We start from the raw sequence: 20305 nt of genomic DNA, 5'->3' as shown, positions 1-20305 counted from the left end.
TTTACAAATGTTAATGGAGCCATTGCGCAAAGCGCCCCTTGGTGGCATTTCCGTGTCGGGTCGCAGGCACCGACCGCGTAATATTATATGCCGGCGGGCGCGTGCTTTTTTCGGGGGAAATATCGCCATGATACGGTCGGAACTGCTGCAGGTGCTCGCCAGAGACAATCCCGAGCTGCGCGCAGAGGATGTGGAGCGGGCGGTAGACACCTTCTTCGAGGAGATCAGTCAGCGCCTTGCCGACGGCGGCCGGGTCGAACTGCGCGGCTTCGGCGCATTCTCCACCCGCCAGCGCGAAAGCCGCAGCGGCCGCAACCCACGCACCGGCGAAAGCGTGGAAGTGCCCGAAAAGCGGGTGCCCTATTTCAAGCCCGGCAAGGAAATGCGCGCCCGCCTCAACGTCAGCTGATTGCGCAGGCCACGGCCCGCGTCTAGGAGCATTCCCGCAGCCGCGTGCGGGCGTGGCGGAATGGTAGACGCTGCGGACTTAAAATCCGGGACGGCACCGCGTCAAAACTCGATCTTCCGCAATTCAGGCAGTCCGCTTTCCCACGGAAGAGTGCGGGCTGCAGACGCGTAGTGCGGAAAGAAAAGCGCCCTGGTACGGGCTGCCGGTGTCCTTAATCCTTGCTGCGATTTGCATCGCTTCCATCCATGACGGCGACACCATTCGCCTTTGCCAGGAAGAGCGGGTCCGCCTCGAAGGTATCGACGCGCTCGAAGTGGTCGGTTCACCTCGCTGCCGCGCGAAAAGCCGTGCGCGCCTCGCCTCTTCAAAACATCCTGCCTGGTGTGATTCGCGTCTTGTCGCGCTAGTTCGGCGCATCCGCTCACCCCCCGGTCAAGCCGGCCACGCCCGCCTTGCGGTTGCGCACAGATCTGCACAGCCCGCTGTCTTGCTCGTCCGGTGATTACATCAAGCGCGATATGGCGCTGAAAGCCGCAGGCCCCCGTGGATAATCAGGCAGTGGCGGGTAGACCGCGCATCCATCTAACATTCCTAACATCCTATATTTTTCAAACGGTTACTCCCTAATATATTCATAATATTGATCTAACGAGATTATATAGATTGAAGGTAATATTTCGGGTTAGGGAAATCGTTGTTTTTCAATGATGTAAGGTCAGGCCGACAAAAATATTATGTATGATTAGGGCAGCGGCCTAACCTCAGAAACAGCGGATTTCCGCCACTCTCCGGGCCGTTTTTTGGGGAGATTAGGAATATTAGGTGATTGCGAGGCATGGGGGTGCCTGTTGGCTGCACGGCCACCCGTCCCAGATGCACAATTCTCGATGAAGAAGGAGCGAGCGAGGCGTGGGGGTGAGCGCCTTTGTCGCCGGAGGAGGCGTAAAGGAATTCATCCGCGCGCAATAAAATTTCGCAGAAAAATGGGGTCGGCCAAACGTAATTTTATTACGTGCACCAGCAATTTATGATGCGTAATTTTATTGCGTCAGGCGTGCGAATGATGCCACGAAAAAAGGGCCGGAGATCACTCCCCGGCCCTTGCCGCCTGACGCCGTGTGAGGAGCTCAGTTGGTAATGATAACCTCGCCCACCGCCTTGGCCTTGTCGTTGCCACCGATGCTGTAGGACAGGCGCTCCTCGCGGAAAGTGAAGCCCGCGAAGATCCGGCGCACCTCCGGGTGGTCGTTGAGCGACAGCACGAACCGGCCCCGGATCCCGCGCAGCTGGTCGGACATGGCCTCGAACTGGCTGCGATCGAACAAATCCCGGCCATAGTCGCCTTCGCTGCCGTAGTAAGGCGGATCGAGGTAGAACAGCGTGCCAGGGCGATCGTACCGCTGGATGAAGTCTCCCCATGGCAGGCGCTCGATCACCACCCCGGCAAGCCGCTCGTGAACGGCCTCGATCATCGGCCCCAGCTTGGTCACGTCGAACCGCGCCGGGGTCTCGACCACGACGCCGAAATTCTTGCCCCGCACCTTCCCGCCGAACGCCAGACGCTGAAGATAGAGGAACCGCGCCGCGCGCTGCATGTCGGTCAGCGAGCTGGCCTCCATCGCCAACAGTTTTTCGAACCCGGCCCGGCTCGTCACCTGCCAACGCACCATGTCGAGGAAGGCGAGGTAGTGGTGCTGGATCACCCGGAAGAACGTCGCGACGTCCTCCGACCAGTCGTTGATGATCTCGGCCTTGGGTCGCCGATCGCGGCGCAGGAACACCCCGCCCATGCCGACGAAGACCTCGGCATAGGTGGTATGTTCGATCGAGTTGATGAGCGCCACCAGGCGCTTGGCCAGCTGGCGCTTGCCGCCGATGTAGGGCGCGAGCGGACGCACCGGATCAACCGGCGCAAACATGCATTCGGGTATCGACACTGACATGACCGTTCTATATTTGTTCCCGTGCCGAATCGGCAGGCGGGATGGTCCCGAGGCGGGACCGGTCTGGATCATGACGAGCGTTGTTCGTCGGGCTTGGGGCGTTGGCGCGCCCCGGCCCCCCGCCTTTCGGACGGGCGGAAGGATTAGCGCGCGGAAGCGGGCAGTTTCTGGAAGCCGCTACCGACCTGCCGAATGACCGTGCCGTCGGCGCACACGTAATCGGCGAAGGCGAGCAGCTGCACACCGAACCAATCGTTCATCCGCAACATACGCCGCGCGATCGGCACGATTTCGGTTTCGTAATAGGCATCACGAGTCTCGCCCACTTTGCCGAAGCCGCCGTTGTTCTGCGGGATCACGCCGATCAGCTGGGGCGGCGTGCGGTGCGCGGCCAGCATGTCGTCGCGGCTGATGTTCTTGACCGCTGAAAATTCGTCCTTCGCGGTCACGTCGGCGATCGGCATCAGCTGGATGCCATCCTTCTTGCCGCCGGGAATATGCACGAACAGGTTCTTGAAGTTGCCGATGCCCTTGGACTTGCCCAGCTTCTCGGTGATGGCGTCGGCCGTTTCCTGGTCGGCCAGCGCCTCGTTCAGATAGAACACGAAGCCCGCGTGCGCGCCGTTGAGGTAATAGCGGCGGCGGAACAGCGTCGCGTTTTCCGACAGCAGGCCCGATTGTAGCGCCGACAGCCATTCCGGCAGGCCGAATACCTCCTGGGCGACGTCGGGCTGCTGCAGATGGTAGATGCGCCCCGGCTCGAACTCATGAATGTCGCCGCCAAAGCCGTTTACGAACCAATACTGCCCCGGATCCACGCCTGGGCGAAGATGCAGCGCGGGCGCATGATCGGCCCGCGCGAGGCGCCCGGCCATGTTCGGGATCCACTCCAGATAGGCATTGCCCATCTGGATGAAATCGAGCGCGAATCGCTCGAAGGCGTCCGAGCCCAACCACTGCGACGGCGTCTGCTGCGACACCAGCAGATTGACCTTCAGCGCCACGGCGCTGCGGTGATACGGGCTCATATTAAACGTCTGGGCAAGCCGCCCCATCGGCATCGGCGGTTCGTACCAGCGCCCGTTATGCCACATCTCGAAATACTGCCCCAGCTCGCGCCGATCGAGGACGCCCTCGGGATCGCCGAAGCTGAAAGCGGTGGGCTTCACCGCCGCCTGGCCGGCCGGGGCGGCGGGTACGATCTCGGTCTGGGTCATGACGGCTCCTGTCAGTCGAAAAATACGACACGGCCGCCGGTGGCCTGACTGGCGCTGCCGGCGGAAAGTGGTTCGTTGGAAAGCGCGTGCAGCAGTGCGAAGGCGATGTCGGCGTGGCCGATCTCCCCGTTGCGCTTGGCGATGTACGTCACGCCCTTCTTGCTGCCGGTAAGCGCCGGGCGGATCGCCATCAGCGCGGCCATCAGGTCGGTCCAGCCCGCGTCAAACTCGATGCGGTGGTTGCGGAAAACGTTCTGCGCCTTCACCACCATCGCCGTCTTGCTGGCGACGGAATATTCGATCTTGCGGGCGGTGGGGAACCAGTTCTTCACCAGCTGCCACACGGCATCGCCATGGCCGGTGGTGTCGATGGAAATGTCGGTCACGCGGTAGCGCGCTGCGACCTGCCTGATGAAATCAGCCTGCGCCGCGTAATCGCGCCCGTTGAGGCGGTGTTTTTCCAGCACGCGGAATTTGCCCACGCCCGCCTGGTCGGGCGGCGCAACGACGATCAGCGCGGCATCGTCACGGCCCTGCTTGTTGGGATCGTATCCGATCCAAACCGGCCTTTCGCCGAACGGGCGCGCGCCGGGAATGTCGATCAGCGCCGGTTTGAAATCGCGCCAGGTCAGGAAGCTGTTGACCCGTGCGGACGACACCAGCGAGTACGGGAAGCTGCTCTCGGAATCGTCGACGTCCTCGCACTCGAACAGGTTGCGAAAGGCATCGGTCGCGTAATCCATCAGCAGCTGGGCGACATTGACCAGCTTGCGCAGGCCCATCTCCACGGCGTCGTGGATCGTCAGCACGTGCTGCCAGCTGCCGTCGGGCATGATCGCGCCGCGCCGCAGGTTCTTGGTGCTGATGTCGAACGGCTTTTGCTCGCCCTTCGGCCGGCCAAGGTTCCATGCCTCGCCCGCCCACCAGCCATAGCTGCCATGCGTCTTGGTCGATGGGGTGGAGAAATAGGTCTTCTTGTAGATCTCGTGCGTCGCCATGCCGCTGGCCACGCGGTTCAATTCCTCGAAATTGTGCACCCAGGCATATTCGTCGAAGTAGAAATCGCCGCTTTCGCCCTGCGCCGTCGCGCTGTTGGTGGACAGGAAGTAAAAGCCCACCGTGTCGAGCGAGACGGGCTTGGCGTCGCTGTCCTCGTCCACCGGGTATTGCCCGGTGAAGTCCAGCTCGATGATCTTGCCTTTCAGCTCCACGCCGGTGACGCGGCGCACCCAGTTGACGATCTCGCGCCGGAACTTCAGCGCCTGGCGCTCGGACGCGGACAGAAATATCTGGTTGCGCGGCTGCTCGCCGTTGAGGACGGCCTCGGCGATCTTGGCCAGCGCTTCGCGGGCGAAATACCACGTCGCGCCGACCTGCCGGCTCTTGCGGATCTTGCGGGTGCGCTGTTCGCGCTGTTCCCACCACAGTTCCTGGTATTCGAAGTTGCGCGCATGGAAGTCGTCGAGCAGGTCCTGCCACTGCTCAAGCGTGATATGGTTTTTGCGCTTTTCCGCTCGCTTAGCCTTGGCCTCGTCGTTGTTGCGGTTCGCGACCTTCGGGTTGAGGTCGCCTTCGCGCCCGGTCTGGTCGTATTTGCGGATGCGGGCCGTCCGCTCGAGCTGGCGCGTGAGGAAATCCACCCGCTTCATGTCGCCCTCGGTGAAGGGCTCCTTGTCGAGCAGATTGGCGATCTTCACTTCGAGGCGATCCTCGATCACCGCGACCGCCGGGTCCGTTTCCCAACCGTCACGGCGCGACCAGCTGGCCAGCGTGTTGTATTTGACGCCGATCTCGTTGGCGATCTCCGTCAGCGGCCACCCGCGCCAGAACAGCGAACGCGCTTCGCGGCGCATTGCACGGCCCACCTGCCGACTGATTGCGGCGTCTTCGCCCGTGGCGGTCAGGGAGGCGGCTGTGGGCATGGCCCAGCCATGCACCGCGATTACCCCCCTCTGGCGATGGCCTGCGCGGGTAGAAGCCAGCGCTACCGCGCCCGCGCGTTGCAAGAATGTCCGCGCTCGGGCCTGAAGGCATCTCAGACGCTGGGCGCCCGCAACCGCCCCTCTTGCCTAACGCACCAGGACCGAAAGCGGAGCCCGACCCATGAAGACCAAGCCCTTCCTCCTCGCCACCGCCGGCTCCACCGTCGACGGTCGCGACATCGACGACAAGTTTCTCAAGGAAATGGCGACCAGCTACGATCCCAAGACCTATGGCGCGCGGCTGAATATCGAACATATCCGCGGTGCCACCGGCCAGGCCCCGTTCCGCGCCTTCGGCGACGTGCTGGAACTGTCCACCGCCGAGGTGGACGTGAACTTCAACGGCAAGACCGAAAAGCGCCTGGGCCTCTACGGTGTGTTCGACGTAACCGACGAAGCCAAGGCGCTCAACGAAGGCAGCCAGAAGGTCTATCCCTCGATCGAGATCGAGCCCAATTTCGGCGGCAAGGGCTTCGCCTATCTGATGGGTTGCGCGCTTACCGACAGCCCCGCCTCGATCGCCACCGAGCGCCTGCAGTTCAACCGGCAGATGCCCGGCACCCTCCACCTTTCGCGCGACGATGCCGCGTTGATCGAATTTGCCGAAAGCGGCGGCGATGCCGGCGACACCTTTCTGACCAAGCTGGGCACGATGATCGATAGCGCCTTCGCCAAGTTCACCGGCGGCAAGGTTGAAGATAAGCCGGCCTCCAAAGAAGATGCGAAAGACCCGCCTGCGCAGGCCTTTGATTTCAACGCCTTCAAGGCGCTGTTCACCGCGCATGGTGAGGCGATCACGAACGAGATTGGCGCGCTGCGCACCGAACTGCGCACCGAAGTGGACGCTCTCGGCGTGAAATTCGCCAAGCTCGAAAAGGAGCAGGAAGCCGCGCCCGACCGCAACTTTCGCGCCCGCCCGATCTCGGACGGCGGGGCCGCTGGCTACGCCGGAATTTTCTAAGCCCAACCTTCCCCCGCCGCCCCGCACCACTCTCCCACAGGACCATCATCATGGGTTATAATCTTTCCGATCGCGGCCGCCGGGCTCTTGACGGTCTTTTCACTGCCATCGCACAGGCCAACGGCGCCCGCGACGTATCGCGCAATTTTGCGCTTGCCCCGGCCAGCGAGCAGCGCCTTGAAGATCTGCAGCGCGAACAGGTCGGCTTCCTCGATCGCATCAACGTCATCGGCGTGCGTGACATCCTTGGCCAGGTCATCGGCATGGGTGCGAACAACATGATCGCGAGCCGCCGCTCGCGCGCCAACCTGCCGCGCAAGCCGCAGTATGTCGGGCGGCTGCAGGATCGTCAGTATCAGCTTTACAGCACCCTGTTTGACACCTGGCTGCCGTGGGAGATCATTGACGCCTGGTCGAAGTTTCCCGACTTCGCGCAGCGCTACGCCCGGCACGTTGCGACGTCGGTGGCGTTGAGCCGCATCACCGTGGGCTGGCATGGGATTACCGCCGCCGCCGATACCGACCCGGTTGCGCATCCGCTTGGCGAAGACGTGAATATCGGGTGGCTGCAAAAGCTGCGCCTTGAAAACTCCGACCACGTCATGGGCCGCAACATTGTTACCGCTGGCGACATCCATACCGCCACCGGAACGGCCAAGCCGATTTACATCGGTCCCGACGCCAACGAGGCCCAGGGCGACTACAAGAACGTCGATGCCCTCGCCTACGACCTGATCGCCGGCATGCCCAGCTGGGCGCGCTCCTCGACCGACCACGTCGTCGTGGTCAGCCAGGATCTGGTGGACGAGAAGTATTTCCCGATGATCAACCGCCCGCTGGCGGATACGATGGACGGTGGCAAATCGACCAGCGACCAAGCGGTATCGGACATCGTGATGTCAGCGCGACAGATCGGCGGGCGACCGGCGGCGATCGTGCCTTTCTTCCCGGAAGGGACCATGCTGGTCACTCCGCTCAAGAACCTGTCGATCTACTATCAGGAAAGCTCGCGCCGCCGGTACATCAAGGATGAACCGGAAAACATGGCCAGCCTGGTGGACTACAACTCGGTCAACGAAGGCTACGTTTTCGAAGATACTGACTTCGCGGTCATGGCCGAAAACATCACCTTCGGCGATCGCCCGTAATACCCGAGGGCGTTGAGGGCGGCACCTGGCATCCGGGCCGGGCCGTCCGAGCCGATAGACAGGGGGTAGCGTCGACGCTCCCCCGCCCGCCGCCGGATCGAGCGGGCATCAATCGAACAGGAGAGCCCAGCATGGTCAGTCCCTTCCGACGCCACCAGCAAATGGTTCGAGGCCTCAAGAGCGCAGGCCCCAATCACGTCAGCCACCGCACGCCCACCACCGCGCCCGAGCCTGAAACGAACACCGCGTCCGGGCAGGAGTATGCCGCCTTGCGCGTGCTGCTGCACGACAACCTGCGGGCGCTGGCGGACACCGCCTCGATCGAGGCGCGCAATCCCATGAAGGCCGAATTCGCAAAGGCATTTGCCGACTGGATCGAGGGCGTGCTGAAGGCCGGTGAACAGGGCACGGCGGTGCAGGATGAAATCCTCGTCACCAATATGGTCTGGGCGATCGACTATCGCGATTTCGATTATGCGCTGCGCCTTGGCGCGCATGCCTTGAAGCACGGCCTGGTACTGCCCGAACGCTACAATCGCACCGTCGCGTGTTTCCTCGCCGAAGACATCGCCACCGTGGCACTTGCCCAGCACGAACTGGTTAGCCTCGAACAGCTGCTGCAGGTCCTCGCGCTGGTGGACGGCGCCGACATGCCCGACCCGGCCAAGGCCAAGCTGCACAAGGCGATCGGTCGCGCATTCCGTCGCCGCGCCGAGACCTTCGATCCATCCGCCGACAATGCCCCGGCGGGCGGTAAGTCCGCCTTTGCGACCGAGGCCCTCACCCATCTGCAGCGCGCCCTCGCGCTCTACAACGACGTAGGCGTCAAAACCGACATCAAGGATCTGGAGCGGCTGCTCAAGGCGCTCGGCGATACCGACACGCAAACCGACCAGCCCACCAGCAACGGAGATCCGTAATGTCCCGACCTCACCGTTTCAGCCTTGCTCGCGCCCTCATTGGGGCCCTTGCCTTCTGCACCATGCCGGCACTCGCTTTTGCCATCGCCGTCATGGAGACCATCGCTTTCCCCTTCATCGGCGCTGCCGCAAAGCCTTACCATGCGCAGCCCCGGTCGATCTTCGAGACCCGGCGCGCCGGCCTCGCTTGAGGCCGCCGCCACATAGACGCCCCACGGCGCTCGGGGGGCGGACGGTCTGACAGGTAGCCGCTTGCGGTCTGCCAGCCAGCCCGTCCCCACCCCCCGACAACCGTTTTGAAGGATCGACGATGACCGGCCTTGTCGCCTATCCCGCCTCCGCTGCCGACCCGGTAAACGCCGAAGTCGTGGCAGACGGGTGGTTCCCGCCGATCCAGCTCACCACGGTGCGGGAGATACCCCGGCTTGGCGATGGCGCCGTTCCCACCCCGCGCCTGATCGCCGCGATCGAAGGCGGCATGCTGCACGCTTTCCGCGAATTGTCGAGCTGGCGCAGCGAGCGCGCCGGTGCCGGCCTTACCGGTCTCGCGCAGACGACGGCGCTTACGCTCAACGGGCGCAACATGGCGGTCGCGCTGTGGGAACGTGTCGTCATCTACTTCGCCGCAGCTGAGTTGCAGGGCCAATATCGCGACATCGCAGCCACCGACGATGGCCTGGATCGCGCCGCTGAAAAGGTACTGACCGCCGACGATTCGCGCCGCATCGCGCTGGCTGCGGTTGCCGATTTGCGCAGCATCGGAGCCGCCGTGCCTGTCCCCCGCAATCGAGTGGATTTGATCTGATGCCTTCGTTCGCTCTCTGCACACGCGCGCCAGAATGACCATCGCCATCGCTCTTGCTGGCGACACAGTCGACGCGATCTGCTGGCGCGAGCTAGGCCGCACGCGCGCGGTGACCGAACAGGTGCTGGCGCTCAACCCCGGCCTTGCCGCGCTTGGCCCGCGCTTGCCCGCTGGCACCGCCGTCGCGCTGCCCGATATGGCGCAGGCTGCACCCCCCGTGCTCGAAACCGTAAAGCTGTGGGACTGACGGATGCGCAAGATCGACACCCTGAAGGTCGCGATCCTGACTGCGCTGCCTGAGTTGGCGAAGGACCCCGATCGCTTAAGGCTCTGGATCGAGCGCGGGTCTGCCCGCTCGACACAAACCGCAGGCCGGGGTCTGACTATGGCCTTCCAGCTCAACGTCCTGGTTGTGGAAATGGCCAGCGACATCGCCGTCCTGTTTCTTGCCGTATTCGAATGGGCAAGGGCCAATCAGCCGGACCTGATGATGCCAGCGAAAGACGCGATCAATTTTGATGCCGACATCCTCGACAACGCCACTGCCGATGTGCTGATCCAGTTGCAGCTTGACCAGGCGATCAGCGCCACCCCTGGCGCTGCCGGAGGCTATGCCATTGAATATCGCAACGAGCCGGACCCACTGTTTGATGACCTTCTCAGCATCATCCATCCCGAGCCCGCACCGATATTGAAAGGCTACGAGATCGATGAAGACGCGCCGCCGTGGGATCCCTGATAAGTGGCGCAAGACCTATCCGAATTCGAACGGTGGTTTTCCCACATTCTCGCGGCGATCGAGCCCGAGAAGCGGCAGCGCGCGATCATGCAGCTGGGGCAGGCAATCCGGCGGGCCAACCTTCAGCGGATTGCCACCAACGTTGACCCGGACGGTCGCGCAATGGAGCCGCGCAAACCACGTCTGGACGGACGTGGAAAGCTGCGGAGGCAGGGCGGCAAAATGTTCAAGGGCCTGCGACGCCTGCGCAACTGGAAGATCCTTGCGGACGGCGATGGCGTCGAAATCAAGCCCGCGTCCAGCAGCGTCGATCGGGTCGCAGCGGTCAGCCAGTTCGGCGAAGTAGACGTCGTCGGTCGGCGCAGAAGCGGCGAGCCTATCCGATACCGTTATCCGGTGCGCGGTATCCTTGGCATCGGTGCTGAGGACGAGCGGCGCGCCTTGGAAATCGCGGAATCGCTGATCTCGCCTCCTGACTGATGTAGTAACAATTTGCCTTGACGTATTAGCAAATTGTTACTACACAAAATACATGATCATCGTATGGGACGAACCGAAGCGTAACGCCAATCTCGCCAAGCACGGGATTGATTTCGCTGCGATCGGTGAGGACTTCTTCGCATCGGCCATCGTGGCACCCGCCAAGGATGGCCGGTTCGCTGCTATCGGCCACCTCAACGGCGTGATCGCGGTGATCTTTGCGGTGCTGGGTTCGGAAGGGGTCTCGATCATCTCCGCCCGCCCGGCCAGCCCGAAGGAACGGAGGTTACTGGAATGACGAAGCCCGATTACACGCAAGCAGACATGGACGCGGTCAGCGACAACCCGGAATGGACCGAGGCGGATTTTGCCAAGGCGGTGCCGTTCACCGAAGCATTCCCGCAGCTGGCCAAAACGATGCGGGGGCGTGGGAAAGCGCCCACCAAGGTCAGCACGACCATCCGTCTGTCGCCCGAGGTGATCGAACACTTCAAGGCAGGCGGGCCGGGCTGGCAGTCGCGCATCAACGATGCCCTGCGGGACTGGGTGAACGCCCACTAATCTTTGTTTCTGCGGCGCTTGCGGTAGCACCCACCTTTACCGTGCCAGCCTCTACCGCGCGCGCATGAACCTGCGCCATGCCTGCGGGTATGGTCGGTTCCATCGCCTCCTCCCCCGCCGTCGATCTGTCGACCTTGCCCGCACCCGTCCTGGTCGATCAGCCCGACTATGAGACGCGGCTCGCGGGTAAGATCGCGCGTCTGGTCGCGCAAATGCCTGCGTTCACAGCGCTGGTGGAAAGCGATCCGGCGATCCTGCTCCTCGAAGCGGATTGCTACGATGAGGTCGTGCTGGCGCAGGCGTTCAACGACGCGGCGCGCGGCATGTTGCTGGCCTTTGCCGCAGGCGCCAACCTCGACCAGCTCGGCGCTTTGATGGATGTGCCGCGTCTGGTGGTGGCCCAGGCCACCGGAACGACGCCTGCCGTAATGGAAAGCGATACCGCTTTTCGGCAGCGCATCCAGCTCGCCCCGCACAGCTTTTCGGTGGCGGGGCCGGAACTCGCCTACGTTTTCCATGCCCGCTCTGCTCACGGCGATGTCGCGGACGCGACGGCCATCTCCCCGTCACCCGGCGAAGTGGTCGTCACGGTTCTTTCGGCCAGCGGCACCGGCGTGCCCGCCCCTGCGGTCATCGCGGCTGTCGAGGCTGTGCTGCAAGGCGACGTGCGCCCGTTGACCGATCATGTCACCGTCCAGCCCGCGCAGCTGGTGAATTTCACGGTCGAAGCGCGCTTGTTCGTGTTCGCCGGCCCGGATCAGGGGTTGATCCTTGCCACGGCGCAGGCCTCGGTGGCGGCGCATCTGGCCGAAGTGCGCAAGCTGGGCCGCGATGTCGCACGCTCGGCGCTGGTCGCGGCCCTGCATGTCGGCAATGTCCAGCGCGTAGAGCTGCTGCAACCCGCCGCCGATGTCGCGATCGATTTCAGTCAGGTCGCCACCGCGACGTCCGTTTCGGTCAGCATCGCGGGGACCGAACTGTGAGCCTGCTGACACCCGCCGAAAATGCTGCTGAGCGCGCGCTGGAAGAGGCGATGCTGGCGCGCATCGATCTCTCCGCGATCGGCACGTCGTGGAACCCGGCAACGTGCCCGGCGGCTGATCTGCCGTTCCTCGCGTGGGGGCTGGCCATCAGCCATTGGGATACGGACTGGACCGAGGCGCAAAAGCGCGCCGCCATCGCCGACGCCATCCCGTTTCACAAGCGCAAAGGCACCCGTGCCGCCGTTGCAGAGGTGCTGGCACGTTTCCACCCGCTCCTCACCATTACCGAGTGGTGGGAAGCCAATCCGCCACTGCCGCCTCATACGTTCGAGGTTCGGGCGTCCGCGCTGGAAATTCCGGCCAGCTTTTTGACGCTGGAGACAGCAGAAGCGATCATTCGGGATGTCGCCGCCGCCAAGCCGCTGCGCGCGCACTTCGATTTCGTGCAGACGCTGGAAGCGCAGGCAGCGCTCTACATGGCGGCGGGCGGCTTGGCCGGCGCGATGTTCCGCAGCGACTTTGCCGCCACCCTCGACACGAGCCGCGACTGGAACGCCGTTCTCCAGACCGAGATCGGAGAGCCGGTGCTGACCGAGGACGGCCTTGATTATTGGGAGACCAGCTGATGGCCGCGCTTGAACTCAAGCTCACGAACGCGGGCCTCGCCGCCGTGCAGGGCGCGTCCGGTTCCGATCCCGTGATCCTATCGCACCTCGGCTTGAGCGCCACGCCGTTTGCCTATGCGCCCACGCTCACCGCCCTGCCGGGCGAATTCAAGCGCGTCGTGGTCGAATCCGGCATCGCCGCTGCGCCCAACATCACGCACCTGACGGCCTATGATACCTCAGGCGATGTCTGGTCGATGACCGGCTTTGGCCTGTTCATGGACGATGGCGTGCTGTTCGCGGTGCATACCAGCCCCGACGTGGTGATGTCGAAGGCGGGACCAGCGTTTGCGCTGATCGCGCTCGATATCGCGTTCGAGGCCGATCTCGCTGCCAGCATCTCCTACGGCAACGCGGTCTTCACCTATCCGCCGGCCACCGAGAGCATGCGCGGCGTCGCCGAGATCGCCACGCAAGCGGAGGTCGATGCAGGCACGGACGACGCCCGCTTCGTCACGGTGCTAAAACTGGCCAACCGCTTGCTGCCGTTGATCCAGTCGATCGCGAATGAAGCGCAGGCGCGCGGCAATGCCGACGCGGCGCTCAACGCCGCGATCGGCAACGAAGGACAGGCTCGCATCAACGGGGACAATGGCCTGATCGCCGCCCTCAACGTCGAAGCGGCGGCGCGCCACGATGCGGACGTTGCGCTGCAGGCGGATATCAACACCCGCCTGCCCGCCGCCGCCTACACCGCCGCCGATGTGCTGGCCAAGCTGCTGACCGTCGATGGCACCGGCTCGGGCCTCGATGCCGACCTGCTCGACGGGCACGACGCTGCGGATTACGATCGGATCGCCCAGAGCAATCTGGTGGCGAACGGCGGGTTCGAAGTTTTCGCCTCGGGCAAAAAGGTCACCTGGGGGCAGATCACGATCGGGCAGGATGCCTATGCCGTCTACAACCTGCCGGTGGGCCATCAGGCGTGGGTGCATCCCACCTTCGGGCTCAGCACCGAGGCGGCGAACACGCAGATCCAGCAGAACACCGGCATCACCGCGATCCTGACTGACGGCAATGGTGCGCCCACCGGCATCCGCTTCTGGAACGCCGACGATCGCCTCGTGACAATCTGGGTCCGCACGATCGGCGTCTGAGGAAACACACATGGCAAAGATCACCCAGCTTCCCGCGCTCGCCCCCGCCGACATCGACGGCAGCGAAACCGTGCCCGTCGTGAAGGCCGGCGTCATGCGCCGCTCGCCGATCGGCGCGCTCATCGGCGCGCTGGCGCAGCCGTTCATCGACCTTTCGGCAAAGTGGGCCAGCGGCACCGCTCCCGGCGGTCCCGGCACCAAGTCGTCGCGCGAATATGCGCTCGACAGCGCCGGCAGCGCATCGACCGCCTTGGGTGCCGCCGATATGGCGCACGCCTTTTCCGAACTGGTGGCCAGCACCGGCCAGAACTATGACACCAAGGCCGCAGCAACGGCAGCGCTGGCCGGCATCCCGGCCAACGCCGTGGTGCAGGTCTTCACGGACGAAAGCCAGGGTGGACGCCGGGCGCTGTATCGCAAGACCGGCAACGCTCTCGTGTTCATCCGGGTGATGACCGATGGCCCGGCCACGTTCTGGGTGGATATCGCTGCAGGTTCCAACGCCGCCGGCTCGGGCAGCTACGCCAACCCTTTTGCGACGATCATGAAGGCGGTGCAGATTTCGCTGCCGGGTGACACGATCGCGATCAAGCCGAACGCCAACGGCAATGTCGTCATCGTGAAGGAAAACGTCGCCGCCGGAGCTTATCCGGGTCGCAAGTTTGTGGGCAACGGCTGTTTCTTCGACGCCTATGATCCCTTCGTGGCCGCGTGGACGCAGCCCGATGCTGCCAATTATCCCAACGTCTGGAAGGCGCCCGGCGTCTATTGGACCGTCGGCAGCGGCGGCGTGGCCGCGCACGGCCAGGCGAACAAGGAATACACCGGCCTGTTCGCCGGCTACGTCCCGTGCGCGGTGAACAATACCACCGGCCTGCAAAGCGAGGCGCAGATCCTGACCGCTCTGCAAGCCGCGCCGGATTACAACTACTCCCAGCGCAACGGGCCGGTGGTCGGCGGCACGCCCAGCGGCACCACCAACGGGTTCGTCTGGGGCAATCACGATATCTATGCCCGGTTGCCGGCCGGCATCGATCCCAATGGACTGACGTGGACCACCCAGCAGCGCCAGCAGCCGGCATTCGGTGTGGGCTGGACATTCGAGACCAACTTCACCGTCTTCGGTGGCTGGGCACACAACGGCGTCGAACTGTTCGACGCCAACACCCGGGATGCCACGATCGACGTCTACTACCCGTCATGCCACGGGTCGTTCATCTGCGGCTTGCAAGGCCGGCTTCCCAACATGCGCGGTCGCAACCCGACCGGGTCGGCGGGGTATGCCTGGCACATGTTCAACGGTGGCCCCAAAAAGCGGGCGACGATCAGCTATGGCGGCGAAGCATGGGGCTACAACGGCCAGCTGGACAAGCTGTTCGGCGGGCACGGCTCCAACCAGGGCAATGACATTGCGGACGCGCTGGTCGTGTTCGATCTGAAGGCGACCGAGTGCCAGGCGCTGGGTGCTGGCGGTGATGCAACGCCCGGCAGCACGTATGGTCCGCTGACGCGCGGCACCTTCTTCATCCGGCCCGTGCTGCAGGGCATCAAGTCCATGGGCATCGGCTCGGCGGCCTGTGTCTATGAGCCGCTGATCGTCCATACCGGCACTGGCAGCAACGGCGCGTGCTGGTCGCCACCGGCGCTTGCCGGGCAGAAGGTTTCCGTATTCGGCGGATCATGCGGCGGATCGCGCGAGGGGCTGTTCCTGCGCAGCATCAACGCGCCCGGCTCCCTGGAATTTTTCCATCATGAAGCGCTGGTCGGCGGCGATCGGGTGCTTGGTCAGTGGTGGTCGGCGACCGGCACCGCCTCGGTGTCTTTCACGAATTGCGTGATCGAGGGCGAAGGCTCGAATGAATTCACCAATTGGGCGCAGTCCAACACCCTCACGGTGCCCTTCACCGATAGCGTGATCACCGGTGTCACGCCGCCCACGGGTGCCACCTTCGTGCGCACCCAGCGTGGTGGCACCGCCGGCCTGCTGCGCGGGCCGCAGGGGCAGGTGATCGGCGACGATGGCATCAAGGCCGCTGCGTCGCTGGGCGAAGAAATCCTTGGCGCGTGCTGGATACAGAACGCATCGTCTGCCGCATACCAGCAGTTTCACGTGCTGACCCAGAAGGGCGTCTACGTTTTTGCCCCCAACGTCTCGGGACAGACGGGCCTCGTGTCGCCGAAATGGACCGCGCTCAGTGGCTATGCCCTGACCGGCCTTGCCGGCGTATTCAAGGTGAACGTCGGCAACTGGGTCATTGCTTACGGCAAGGATAGCGGCGGCAATGCCGTGATCCTTCGCTATGCTGTGGGCGATCTCAACAACAGCCTCCCCGCCGCTGTGGATCTGGCCACGCCGGGCCTTGCCGGCAAGACGATCACGTGCGCGGTGACCGGCAACGGCACGGACGGCAAGGTCTGGTTCGGCTGCGCGGACGGTACGATCATCGAATACGACGCGGCGGCCAATACCGTCCAGGCGCGCGCCTCGGGCGTCACGTATCAGCTGCGCGGCGGCACCCGTAACGGCGCCACGATCGTGCTGTGCGGTTCCGATGCTGCGGGAACCACCGGCACGGTCGGCGGCGCGGTGGTATCGGCCGATACCGGGGCGACATGGGCCAACAGCCTGACGGCAACCGACGCCGCGCCCGCCGGCATCGGCGGGTGGGCAGTGCGGCTTACGCGCGCCGCGTACCGCAACGGGCTGTACTTCCTGTTCGGCGCGCGTGGCACGATGCTGACGTCTACCACGGGCCTGAGCGGCTCGTGGACTTCGCGCACGATCAAGGCGGACGTCGATATCCGGCATGTGGCGTCGGACCCTGCATCGAACCGCCTGCTCGTGGCCGGATATCCCGGCCTCGGTCAGGATTACCGGGGCAACCGGATGTTCATGATCGATGTCAGCGCGGCTGTGCCCGATGCCGCCAACCTGCCCATCACGGCGGTGAACTGCCCGGTGTCGCAGGTGGGTGCGCTGCTGGTCGGTTCGACCGCGCAGGGGCCGGCCACCAATCCCATGTGGGCGGTGTGCGGCAAGCTGCGCCAGGTCTCGGTCAGCGAGGACCCGCGCGCCGGCTACCGCAAGGTCGAATGGCCATCGCCGATGCGCACTTTCTACACGCCGCTCGACCAGCTGCTGCCCTCTCTGCTCGCCCTGTAACGAAGGACCCCGTCATGCTCGAAAAGCTACAAGCCGCGTACCAGGAGGCCGTCGATACAGGCAACGAGGACCTCGCTTACATGCTGGGCGAATCGATCCGGCTCTACACCGCCCAGCTGACCGCTGGCGTGGTCGGAAGCGGTGATACGCCGGCTGTCGAAAGCGACGCATGATGAGCGAGGTGGCACGAACCCTCGGCGCTGCCGGCAAGGGCCTCATCCAAAAATGGGAAGGCTGCGCGAAAAAGCGGAAGGATGGCAGGTTCGATGCCTATCCCGATCCCGGCAGTGCCGATGGCAAGCCGTGGACGATCGGGTGGGGCTCGACCGGTGCCGACGTTAAGAAGGGCGTGATCTGGACACAGGCGCAGTGCGATGCGCGCTTCGACGTCGATATCCAGCGATACGTCCGCGAAGTCGCCACCTTTCTGGGCACCGCACCCACCTCACAGGCACAGTTCGATGCGCTGGTGTCGTTTCATTACAATACCGGCGCGATCCGGTCGGCGACACTGGGCCAGCTGCACAGGGCTGGCCGGTTCGACGACGCAGCCGCGCAGTTTCCGCGTTGGAATCAAAACGACGGCAAGGTGATGGACGGCCTCAAAGCGCGGCGCGCCGATGAAGCTGCACTCTACATCAGCTCAATGCCAGTTGCCGTGAGGCATCCGCTGCCGATCGCGACCACGGACGTGCGCGTGGTGAATGCCGCATCGGGTCTTAACGTGCGCTCCAAGCCATCGGCCAGCGCTACGCGTTTGGGTGCGCTCAAACGCGGCACGCCGGTCACCGTGCTACACGATGCCGGCGACTGGGTGCGCTTCATCTATCAAGGTAACGAGGCGTGGGTGAACGATCAGTTCCTCACGCCATCGTGATGCAGCCGGGGGCCTAATGGAACATTTCTCACTGTCGGATTGGCTTACCTCGATCGGCTACACCGTGCTTGCCGGTGTCGGCGGTCTGCTGGGCTACGTGATGCGGGAGCATGACAAAGGCAACGAGCTGAGCGGATGGCGCGCGCTGACCGAGGCGGTCTCATCCGGCTTCGTCGGCTTCCTCGTCATGCTGCTATGTCGCGCGATGGCGATCGACCCGCTGTGGTCCGGCTTCGTCGTGGGTATCTTCGGATGGTTGGGGGCAAACGTCTCGATCCGCCTGCTCGAGCGCATCGTTTACGAACGGCTTGGCATCAAGCTGCGGGCCAACACCGATACGCGTGTCGCAGCGGCCAAGCACAGGGAGAACGCAGCGCAGGGAGACCAGCCATGATCAGCCTGTTGAAACCTTTCCGATCGCAGATTTTTGCCATGGTTGGTGTCATGGCGGTGTGCGGCCTCGGCGCCACCGTTGTGGCCTGGCTACACATCCAACGGCAGAACGCGCAGCTTGAGGCGAAGGAAGCCCAGATCGGCGAACTCGTCGCCACCAATAAGGGGTGGGCTGCGCACGCTGCCGAGCAGAACCGGCTTCGCGAGCTGGAACAGCGCAACGTCCTGCTGCTCGAGGACAAGCTGGCGCTGATCGAACAGCAGAACACCGCCGCCGCCACGCAACTCAAGGAACTGGAAGCCAGCAATGCCGAGGTCAAAGAATATATGTCTCGCCCTATCCCTGCTGATTTGCGCCGGCTGCTCGACAAGAAGTGAAGTCGCATCGGCGCCCCCGCCCGTCTACGATGGCATCCCCGCCGGGCTGATGACGCGATGCACGGTGCAGGACATCGCGCTGGTCTCTACCGGCGACATCGTCACCAGTCGCGGAATCTACAAGGAGGGCTTTGAAAAGTGCGCGGCCAAGGTGGATGCCATCCGTGACCACGATGCAAAGGCGCGGGCCGCTGCGCGGGTCGTTGAGCAGGCCGCGCCGTGAGGGAACAGGAAGACATCCCCGCCGACCTGTCCGAACTGATCCGCCTGGGCACGATCGCCAGCGTGGATCTGAACGCCAGGCGCTGCACGGTTCGCTATGGCGCTGCCGATGATGACGATGCCGGCGGAGCGACGACCCCGTCTATCCGCTGGCTCGCGCCACGCTGCGGCAAGACCCGCGTGTGGAGCCCACCCAGCGTCGGCGAGCAGGTGATCCTGCTATGCCCCGATGGCCAGCTTGCCGCAGCGATCGCATTGCCCGGCATCGAACAGGATGCCTTCCCGCTCCCAGCTTCCGGGCTCGCCGAACTGGTAGAATACGAGGACGGCGCGCGCATCGGCTACGATCCCCAGCTACACGCTCTGACGGCCATCTTGCCTGGCGGGGGAACCGCCCGCATCGAAGCACCGGGCGGGATGACGATCCAGGGCGACGTGACGGTGGAGGGCAAGATCACGGCGACCGGCGATGTCACCGGTCAGGGCGTCAGTTTGAAAAACCATGTCCATTCCGGTGTCAGCGCGGGTGGGGCGAAGACTGGCGCACCCGAGTGATCGAGGCTACGTTCCAGTCATGTTCTCGTCCCTGATCCTGCTCGCCGCCGCTTCGCAATGCGTGGCCTACGTCCATGATGGCGATACGCTCAAGCGATGCGATGGACAGCGGCTGCGCCTTGCGCTGATCGATGCCCCCGAGGTTGCTGGGTCCCCGTCATGCCAGCCAAGGAAGCGGACCACACACTGGTGCGACAACGCAAAAGGACAAGCTGCCAAGGCCGCATTGCAGCGGTTCATGGCGTCGGGTCCGGTCACGATCAAATACATCGGGCAGCAGGATTTCTATGGCCGGCCCTTGGTCAAGGTTATCGTCGACGGCAAAGACGCCGGAGATTATCTGATCGCGCGCGGCCTTGCGCGCCGGTGGGCGCGTTGAACAGGTAACGCCACCCTCTACCCAGCCCGCCACTGGATAATACGCGCGCGAAAGCGCTTGGCTTCTCCCATGATCGGGATGAACGCCACCACCGGAAAGCAGATCGACGGCACCGCGCACCTTGCGCAGTCGATTGGCAAGATCCTGTGCACGCCGCTCGGCACACGTATCCGGTATCGCGACTTCGGATCGCTGCTGTTCGAACTTATCGACCGTCCGATCAATGCCGCCACCATCATGCTCATGCGCGCCGCAACCGCCGTTGCCATACGGCAATGGGAGCCTCGCATCGCGATCGGCAAGATCGGCGTGGCAGGCACGTTTGCGGACGGCAACCTCACTATCTCGATTGCCGGCAAGCGCACCGATGTCCCCGCGCCCAACGCGCAAGTCACCCTTTCCATTCCCATCGCGAGCTGAGGCACGTC

General features: G+C 63.9%; 26 protein-coding genes. 23 read left to right on the top strand and 3 right to left on the bottom strand.

Annotated features, from left to right (window positions below):
• Positions 1 to 127 precede the first annotated feature (127 nt).
• A complete protein-coding gene (locus ASE49_RS01210) occupies positions 128 to 409 on the top strand; it encodes an integration host factor subunit beta (protein WP_056767790.1) in 282 nt (93 codons plus the stop codon).
• Positions 410 to 1536: 1127 nt separating this feature from the next.
• On the opposite strand, the gene ASE49_RS01205 is transcribed toward ASE49_RS01210, so the two are convergent.
• The 3 genes from ASE49_RS01205 to ASE49_RS01195 form a co-directional block, all read right to left on the bottom strand.
• On the bottom strand, positions 1537 to 2352 hold the full coding sequence (locus ASE49_RS01205; protein ID WP_056767786.1) for a DNA adenine methylase: 816 nt from the start codon (positions 2350 to 2352) through the stop codon (positions 1537 to 1539).
• Between the two features lie 143 nt (positions 2353 to 2495).
• Positions 2496 to 3569, bottom strand: coding sequence for a phage portal protein (locus tag ASE49_RS01200; RefSeq protein ID WP_082456238.1), 1074 nt, complete (start codon positions 3567 to 3569; stop codon positions 2496 to 2498).
• A gap of 11 nt (positions 3570 to 3580) precedes the next feature.
• Entirely contained in the window at positions 3581 to 5491 is a 1911-nt protein-coding gene (locus ASE49_RS01195) for a terminase large subunit domain-containing protein (protein ID WP_056767783.1), read from the bottom strand.
• Positions 5492 to 5672: 181 nt separating this feature from the next.
• Here ASE49_RS01195 and ASE49_RS01190 point away from each other — a divergent pair, with 181 nt between their 5' ends.
• The 22 genes from ASE49_RS01190 (at position 5673) to ASE49_RS01100 (ending at position 20297) form a co-directional block, all read left to right on the top strand.
• A complete protein-coding gene (locus ASE49_RS01190; RefSeq protein ID WP_056767780.1) occupies positions 5673 to 6512 on the top strand; it encodes a GPO family capsid scaffolding protein in 840 nt (279 codons plus the stop codon).
• A 50-nt stretch (positions 6513 to 6562) separates the two neighbouring features.
• A complete protein-coding gene (locus ASE49_RS01185; RefSeq protein ID WP_056767776.1) occupies positions 6563 to 7660 on the top strand; it encodes a phage major capsid protein, P2 family in 1098 nt (365 codons plus the stop codon).
• A 131-nt stretch (positions 7661 to 7791) separates the two neighbouring features.
• Entirely contained in the window at positions 7792 to 8580 is a 789-nt protein-coding gene (gene gpM, locus ASE49_RS01180) for a phage terminase small subunit (RefSeq protein ID WP_082456237.1), read from the top strand.
• Entirely contained in the window at positions 8580 to 8771 is a 192-nt protein-coding gene (locus ASE49_RS18415) for a hypothetical protein (RefSeq protein ID WP_162234209.1), read from the top strand. Before gpM ends, ASE49_RS18415 begins: the two co-directional genes overlap by 1 nt.
• A gap of 119 nt (positions 8772 to 8890) precedes the next feature.
• The gene (locus ASE49_RS01175) at positions 8891 to 9385 is read left to right on the top strand and encodes a head completion/stabilization protein (RefSeq protein WP_056767769.1); all 495 of its coding nucleotides are present in this window, start codon (positions 8891 to 8893) and stop codon (positions 9383 to 9385) included.
• 34 nt (positions 9386 to 9419) lie between these two features.
• A complete protein-coding gene (locus tag ASE49_RS01170) occupies positions 9420 to 9632 on the top strand; it encodes a tail protein X (RefSeq protein ID WP_056767765.1) in 213 nt (70 codons plus the stop codon).
• 3 nt (positions 9633 to 9635) lie between these two features.
• Positions 9636 to 10124, top strand: a complete 489-nt coding sequence (locus tag ASE49_RS01165; RefSeq protein ID WP_056767762.1) for a phage tail protein — start codon at positions 9636 to 9638, stop codon at positions 10122 to 10124.
• 3 nt (positions 10125 to 10127) lie between these two features.
• Positions 10128 to 10604 carry a phage virion morphogenesis protein gene (locus tag ASE49_RS01160; RefSeq protein ID WP_056767759.1) on the top strand — a complete coding sequence of 159 codons (477 nt, stop codon included), beginning with the start codon at positions 10128 to 10130 and terminating at the stop codon, positions 10602 to 10604.
• Between the two features lie 52 nt (positions 10605 to 10656).
• Positions 10657 to 10902: a BrnT family toxin gene (locus tag ASE49_RS01155; protein WP_056767756.1), complete on the top strand. Its 246-nt coding sequence runs from the start codon at positions 10657 to 10659 to the stop codon at positions 10900 to 10902.
• On the top strand, positions 10899 to 11165 hold the full coding sequence (locus ASE49_RS01150) for a BrnA antitoxin family protein (protein ID WP_056767752.1): 267 nt from the start codon (positions 10899 to 10901) through the stop codon (positions 11163 to 11165). Before ASE49_RS01155 ends, ASE49_RS01150 begins: the two co-directional genes overlap by 4 nt.
• A gap of 77 nt (positions 11166 to 11242) precedes the next feature.
• Positions 11243 to 12148 carry a baseplate assembly protein gene (locus ASE49_RS01145; protein WP_082456236.1) on the top strand — a complete coding sequence of 302 codons (906 nt, stop codon included), beginning with the start codon at positions 11243 to 11245 and terminating at the stop codon, positions 12146 to 12148.
• A complete protein-coding gene (locus ASE49_RS01140) occupies positions 12145 to 12774 on the top strand; it encodes a phage tail protein I (protein WP_056767748.1) in 630 nt (209 codons plus the stop codon). The genes ASE49_RS01145 and ASE49_RS01140 overlap by 4 nt, the downstream gene beginning before the upstream one ends.
• On the top strand, positions 12774 to 13910 hold the full coding sequence (locus ASE49_RS01135; protein ID WP_056767745.1) for a hypothetical protein: 1137 nt from the start codon (positions 12774 to 12776) through the stop codon (positions 13908 to 13910). Before ASE49_RS01140 ends, ASE49_RS01135 begins: the two co-directional genes overlap by 1 nt.
• Before the next feature lie 10 nt (positions 13911 to 13920).
• Complete coding sequence (locus tag ASE49_RS01130; protein ID WP_056767744.1) at positions 13921 to 17073, top strand: hypothetical protein; 3153 nt, start codon at positions 13921 to 13923, stop codon at positions 17071 to 17073.
• A gap of 14 nt (positions 17074 to 17087) precedes the next feature.
• A complete protein-coding gene (locus ASE49_RS17985; protein WP_156370017.1) occupies positions 17088 to 17246 on the top strand; it encodes a hypothetical protein in 159 nt (52 codons plus the stop codon).
• Positions 17246 to 17950 carry a glycoside hydrolase family protein gene (locus tag ASE49_RS01125; RefSeq protein ID WP_235522779.1) on the top strand — a complete coding sequence of 235 codons (705 nt, stop codon included), beginning with the start codon at positions 17246 to 17248 and terminating at the stop codon, positions 17948 to 17950. Before ASE49_RS17985 ends, ASE49_RS01125 begins: the two co-directional genes overlap by 1 nt.
• Before the next feature lie 16 nt (positions 17951 to 17966).
• Positions 17967 to 18344, top strand: coding sequence for a phage holin family protein (locus tag ASE49_RS01120; protein WP_056767741.1), 378 nt, complete (start codon positions 17967 to 17969; stop codon positions 18342 to 18344).
• The gene (locus ASE49_RS01115) at positions 18341 to 18721 is read left to right on the top strand and encodes a hypothetical protein (RefSeq protein WP_056767738.1); all 381 of its coding nucleotides are present in this window, start codon (positions 18341 to 18343) and stop codon (positions 18719 to 18721) included. Before ASE49_RS01120 ends, ASE49_RS01115 begins: the two co-directional genes overlap by 4 nt.
• Positions 18651 to 18944: an Rz1-like lysis system protein LysC gene (lysC, locus tag ASE49_RS18590; RefSeq protein ID WP_235522778.1), complete on the top strand. Its 294-nt coding sequence runs from the start codon at positions 18651 to 18653 to the stop codon at positions 18942 to 18944. The genes ASE49_RS01115 and lysC overlap by 71 nt, the downstream gene beginning before the upstream one ends.
• Positions 18941 to 19498, top strand: coding sequence for a phage baseplate assembly protein V (locus ASE49_RS01110; protein WP_056767736.1), 558 nt, complete (start codon positions 18941 to 18943; stop codon positions 19496 to 19498). The genes lysC and ASE49_RS01110 overlap by 4 nt, the downstream gene beginning before the upstream one ends.
• Before the next feature lie 19 nt (positions 19499 to 19517).
• Positions 19518 to 19877 (top strand): thermonuclease family protein, encoded by a 360-nt coding sequence (locus ASE49_RS01105; protein WP_056767734.1) that lies wholly within the window; start codon positions 19518 to 19520, stop codon positions 19875 to 19877.
• A gap of 69 nt (positions 19878 to 19946) precedes the next feature.
• Positions 19947 to 20297, top strand: coding sequence for a GPW/gp25 family protein (locus tag ASE49_RS01100; RefSeq protein WP_056767730.1), 351 nt, complete (start codon positions 19947 to 19949; stop codon positions 20295 to 20297).
• Positions 20298 to 20305: the final 8 nt, after the last annotated feature.

It is taken from the genome of Novosphingobium sp. Leaf2 (genome assembly GCF_001421325.1).
In the GTDB taxonomy this organism is placed as follows: domain Bacteria; phylum Pseudomonadota; class Alphaproteobacteria; order Sphingomonadales; family Sphingomonadaceae; genus Novosphingobium.
This window is presented reverse-complemented; position numbering and strand designations above follow the sequence as displayed.